Origin of the sequence: uncultured Limosilactobacillus sp. (genome assembly GCF_934202235.1) — a bacterium.
Lineage (GTDB): Bacteria > Bacillota > Bacilli > Lactobacillales > Lactobacillaceae > Limosilactobacillus.
The window spans coordinates 1-4,782 of the sequence record NZ_CAKPXS010000068.1 but is presented as its reverse complement, the minus strand read 5'-3'; the positions used below and the strand labels follow the sequence as shown (position 1 = coordinate 4,782).

Annotated in this window: 5 protein-coding genes and 1 pseudogene; all 6 read right to left on the bottom strand. The window is 51.7% G+C overall.

Going from position 1 to position 4,782, the window contains the following annotated elements; genetic code table 11:
* On the bottom strand, positions 1-702 hold a 702-nt coding region (locus Q0E49_RS07820; RefSeq protein WP_295747771.1), incomplete at its 3' end, for a UDP-N-acetylglucosamine 1-carboxyvinyltransferase.
* A 19-nt stretch (positions 703-721) separates the two neighbouring features.
* On the bottom strand, positions 722-946 hold the full coding sequence (locus Q0E49_RS07815) for a DUF1146 domain-containing protein (protein ID WP_295747768.1): 225 nt from the start codon (positions 944-946) through the stop codon (positions 722-724).
* Between the two features lie 139 nt (positions 947-1,085).
* A complete protein-coding gene (locus Q0E49_RS07810) occupies positions 1,086-1,517 on the bottom strand; it encodes a F0F1 ATP synthase subunit epsilon (protein WP_295747765.1) in 432 nt (143 codons plus the stop codon).
* 15 nt (positions 1,518-1,532) lie between these two features.
* Positions 1,533-2,972 (bottom strand): F0F1 ATP synthase subunit beta, encoded by a 1,440-nt coding sequence (atpD, locus tag Q0E49_RS07805; RefSeq protein WP_295747762.1) that lies wholly within the window; start codon positions 2,970-2,972, stop codon positions 1,533-1,535.
* Positions 2,973-2,996: 24 nt separating this feature from the next.
* Entirely contained in the window at positions 2,997-3,959 is a 963-nt protein-coding gene (locus Q0E49_RS07800) for a F0F1 ATP synthase subunit gamma (protein ID WP_295747760.1), read from the bottom strand.
* A gap of 29 nt (positions 3,960-3,988) precedes the next feature.
* Positions 3,989-4,782, bottom strand: a pseudogene (locus tag Q0E49_RS07795) (F0F1 ATP synthase subunit alpha); the annotation flags it as partial.

Sequence of the window (4,782 nt, the reverse complement as noted above, 5' to 3'; positions counted from 1 at the left end):
GTCCTGGACGATGCTGTGCTCACAGCCATGAAGGAAGTTCACCCCTTGAATCCGGATAATGTCGGTCCCTGCACCATGAACGCGGGCCCCCATCTTGTTGAGGGCGTTAGCCAGGTCAACGATTTCTGGTTCGCGCGCTGCATTTTCGATCACGGTGATCCCCCGCGCCAGGGTCGCCGCCATCATGACGTTTTGGGTGGCGCCAACGCTCGGAAAGTCCAGGTAGATGTTTGCACCGACCAGCTTTTTGGCAAAGGCCTCCACGTACCCATCATGCTGGGTAATGGTCGCGCCCAGTGCCCGTAACCCCTTTAAGTGGAGATCGATCGGCCGGGAACCGATGGCGCAGCCACCAGGCATTGCTACCCGGGCATGGCCCGTCCGTGCCAGCAGTGGTCCCATCACGACCATTGAAGCCCGCATCTTGGAGACGTACTTAAATGGCGCTTCGGAGGACAACTGACGGGTGGCATCAAAGGTCAGTTCATGATGTTCCTGGTCAAAATCAACCCCCACATTGAGGAACTGTAAGACCGCGTTCATCATCTTAACGTCCGATAGTAAAGGAACATTCGTTAAATGGACTTGCCCCGTCGATGCTAGGATGGCTGCCGCCTGGATTGGCAGCACCGCGTTCTTGGCGCCTTCAATGTTGACGGTACCGACCAGGCGGTTGCCACCATGTACAATAATTTTTTCCATGATCAAAAACCTCGCAGACCTACTTCAACGCCAGCAGGAAGTTGCGTAGCGTTGTGAAAAAAGTAATAACAAAGGACGCACATCCCTCACCGATGGCCACAGCCAGCAGCGTAATTAACAATGATAACGTGCGCGGCGGCCGGTTCCACATCGTTTCTAGGTGAATCCCCTGGAGTGCCCGGAAGGCCACCCAAATGAACCCAACCTGGACGAGCAGGTTGATTAAGGATGAAACGTCTGTCATTTCTCTTCCTCCTTGCCGTAATCTCTTTAATCTTACCATATGGTTTTTCTAACGATGAACCTGATCGATAATTATTAACTTTACTTAACAAATAAACCGCCACGGGAATACCCATGACGGTTTTAATTGCTGATATTGATTAACGATTAAGCGTCTGCGAAATTTGCAGACGGTTAATCGCTCGCGTAAGGTGAACTTCTGCCCGCCCAAGCGAATCCATATCATGACTTTCTTTAGCGCGCTCAATCATTTCTTCAGCACGCTTTTTGGCGTTTTGCGCCCGCGAAACGTCAATGTCTTCTGGCAATTCCGCACTGTCGGCGATAATCGTTGCCACGTTGTCTTTGAATTCCACAAAGCCACCGTTGACCGCGACCACGTCATCAGCATCGTCAGAATCCTCGTGTTTCAGCCGCAGGGCACCGATACTGAGAGCACCGATCACCGGCAAGTGATTGGCCATGATCCCCCGTTCACCATCGCTGGTATGCATGATCAGCATCGTGGCCGGGTGATCATAAGTTTTGCCGTCGGGAGTCACAATGGTGACCTGAAAGGTCTTTGCTGCCATGTTGATCCCCTCCTACTACTTCTTAGCCTCTGCTTTAGCTTCGTTCTTCTCAGTCTGTGCCTGAATTTCCTTGGCTTTTTCGACCACGTCGTCAATACCACCAACCAGACGGAAGGCTTCTTCCGGCAGGTTGTCGTACTTACCTTCAAGGATTTCCTTGAAGCCGCGGATCGTTTCCTTCAGTGGAACGTACTTCCCCGGAGTCCCGGTAAACTGTTCAGCAACGGCGAAACTCTGTGACAGGAAGAATTGAATCCGCCGGGCACGAGCCACGATCGTCTTTTCTTCGTCAGACAGTTCGTCCATCCCCAGGATGGAGATGATGTCTTGCAGTTCACGGTAACGCTGGAGGACGTGTTGAACCCCAGTAGCAACTTCATAGTGTTCCTTGCCGACAATTTCTGGCGTCAGGGCAGTCGAAGTTGATTCCAGTGGGTCCACGGCCGGGTAAATCCCGATCTGGGTTAGGCGACGTTCCAGGTTGGTCGTTGCGTCCAAGTGGGCGAACGTCGTTGCTGGGGCCGGGTCGGTGTAGTCATCGGCTGGCACGTAAACGGCCTGAATCGACGTAATGGACCCTTCCTTAGTAGAAGTAATCCGTTCCTGTAGCTGACCCATTTCAGTAGCCAGCGTTGGTTGGTAACCAACGGCTGATGGGATCCGGCCCAGCAGGGCAGAAACTTCAGAACCGGCTTGCGTGAACCGGAAGATGTTGTCGATAAACAGGAGCACGTCTTGGCCCTTAGCATCACGGAAGTATTCCGCAATCGTCAGTCCAGTTAGGGCAACACGCATCCGGGCACCAGGAGGTTCGTTCATCTGACCATAAACCATGGCCGTCTTGTTCAGAACCCCCGAAGCCTTCATTTCGTAGTACATATCGTTACCTTCACGGGTCCGTTCACCGACCCCCGTAAAGACAGAAATACCGTTGTGACCTTGAGCAATGTTGTGAATCAGTTCCTGAATCAGAACCGTCTTCCCAACACCGGCACCACCGAATAGCCCAATCTTCCCACCACGAACGTATGGTTCAAGCAGGTCAATAACCTTAATCCCGGTTTCCAGAATTTCAGTTGAGTTGTTCAGGTCAGTATACTTCGGTGCATCACGGTGAATCGGCATCCGCTTGGCGTCTGGTCCGAATTCTGGACCACCGTCAATTGGCTCGCCCAGAACGTTGAACACCCGACCGAGAGTGTCATCACCGACCGGCACGCTAATAGAAGCGTTGGTGTTCTCCACCGTCATTCCCCGTTGAAGTCCATCGGTCCCGTCCATGGCAATCGTCCGCACAAGGCCATCACCCAGTTCAAGGGCAACTTCGACCGTCAGCGTTTTGTCATCAGCGAGGTGAATCTTCAGCGCGGTGTTAATTTCCGGCAGCTTTTCATCCTGGGGGAACTCAACATCAACGACAGGGCCGATAACCTGTGAAACTTTACCAGCACTCATGCTGTTTCCTCCTTTAAAAAATCATTATTCTTGGGCAGCCATCCCACCGACAATTTCAGTAATTTCGGTGGTAATTGCTGCTTGCCGCGCACGGTTATACTGCAACTGCAATGTCGAAATAATATCGTTGGCGTTATCAGAAGCAGACCGCATCGCATTAGCACTGGAGGCGTGTTCGGACGTCTTCGCATCCAAAATTGCCCCATAGATCGAGCTGTTACAGTACTGAGGAACCAACACCTTAATCAACTCGCTCGCTGACGGGTATAATTCCGTCCCGTTGCTCGTCTTAAATTCAGTATTAGTTTCCTTTTCACTCTTCTCGTCAATCCCCAGTGATTCCTTCGTAATCGGCAGCACTACCCGCGTAATGTTGCTGGAAGTAATCCGGTTGACGTAGTGACTATAAGACATGTACAGCTGATCATAAACGCCGTCAAAGTACATTTGAACACTCTGTGTCACAATCTTTCGCACTTCCGCGTATTGTGGCACGTCGTTGACACCATTGTACTCATAGACAACGTTCATCCCGCGCTTCTTAAAGAACTCGGAACCCGTTTTCCCAACAGTTAAGAAGACGGTATTATCCTTCGTTAAGTGGTGTTGCTTCATCAGGTCCAGGGTGGCCTTAATAACGTTACTGTTATAAGAACCCACCAGGCCCCGGTCAGAGGTTACCACCAAAATCCCGGTCTTCTTCACCTTCCGACCCTCAAAGAGTCGGTCAATGAGGCTCAGTTCAGACGGGTCCGTTTCAGCGGGTTGCCCATCTTCCTTGTTCTTCTTTGCTAGTGCGGCATAGTGCGATTCAACCAGGCTGACCAACAGCGATTTGACTTTGGCCGCGTATACTTCATACGTTTTCGTGTGATGCTGAATTTGGTTCAACTTGGAAGTTGAAACCATCTGCATAGCCGTCGTGATCTGACGCGTACTGCGCGTTGATTCGAGCTTATGCTTTACAGCAGCTAATGATGCAGGCACTAACTGTCACCATCCTTTCCTGGTTGAGTTTATTGTTCGTCCTTCTTTTCGACATCTTCACCCTTCTTAGCGGCTCCTAATTGAGCCGTCGTTTGAAAGGCGTTTTCCTTGAAGTCCTTAATGGCGTTGCCAAGACTGTCATCAGCTGGTAGCTTACCAGTCTTAGTAATCCCATCGTAGACGTCCTGGTGGTTAGCGTGCATGAATTCCTTCATTTCCGCTTCAAACCGCGGCAGGTCGTCAACCGGCACATCATCAAGGTAGCCACGAGTCAGGGCAAACAGGATTCCAACTTGCTCTGGAACTGTTTCCGGCTGGTGCAGGCCCTGCTTTAAGACGGCCATGGTCCGTTGACCACGAGCCAGCCGCGCTTGAGTGGCTGCATCCAAGTCACTACCGAACTGGGCAAATGAGGCCAGTTCGTTGTAAGCAGCAATATCCAGACGAAGGGTACCGGAAACCTTCTTCATCGCCTTAACCTGGGCGTCACCACCGACACGGGAAACCGAAGTCCCGGCATCGATCGCTGGCCGTTGACCGGCGTAGAAGGAATCGGAGTTTAAGAAGATCTGCCCGTCGGTGATCGAAATCACGTTGGTTGGAATGTAGGCAGATACGTCTCCGGCCTGGGTTTGAATGATCGGCAGTGCCGTCATTGACCCACCACCCATGTCATCAGACAACCGTGCAGCACGTTCAAGCAGACGGGAGTGGGTGTAGAAAATATCACCTCGGTAAGCTTCACGGCCAGGTGGCCGGCGAAGAATCAATGAAAGCTCACGGTAAGCGTCAGCTTGCTTTGACAAGTCATCGTAAATGATGA

Bases quoted from the DNA above. Each gene is read 5' to 3' on its own strand.
- atpD (WP_295747762.1), bottom strand. From the start codon at position 2,972: ATGAGTGCTGGTAAAGTTTCACAGGTTATCGGCCCTGTCGTTGATGTT.
- Q0E49_RS07810 (WP_295747765.1), bottom strand. From the start codon at position 1,517: ATGGCAGCAAAGACCTTTCAGGTCACCATTGTGACTCCCGACGGCAAA.
- Q0E49_RS07815 (WP_295747768.1), bottom strand. From the start codon at position 946: ATGACAGACGTTTCATCCTTAATCAACCTGCTCGTCCAGGTTGGGTTC.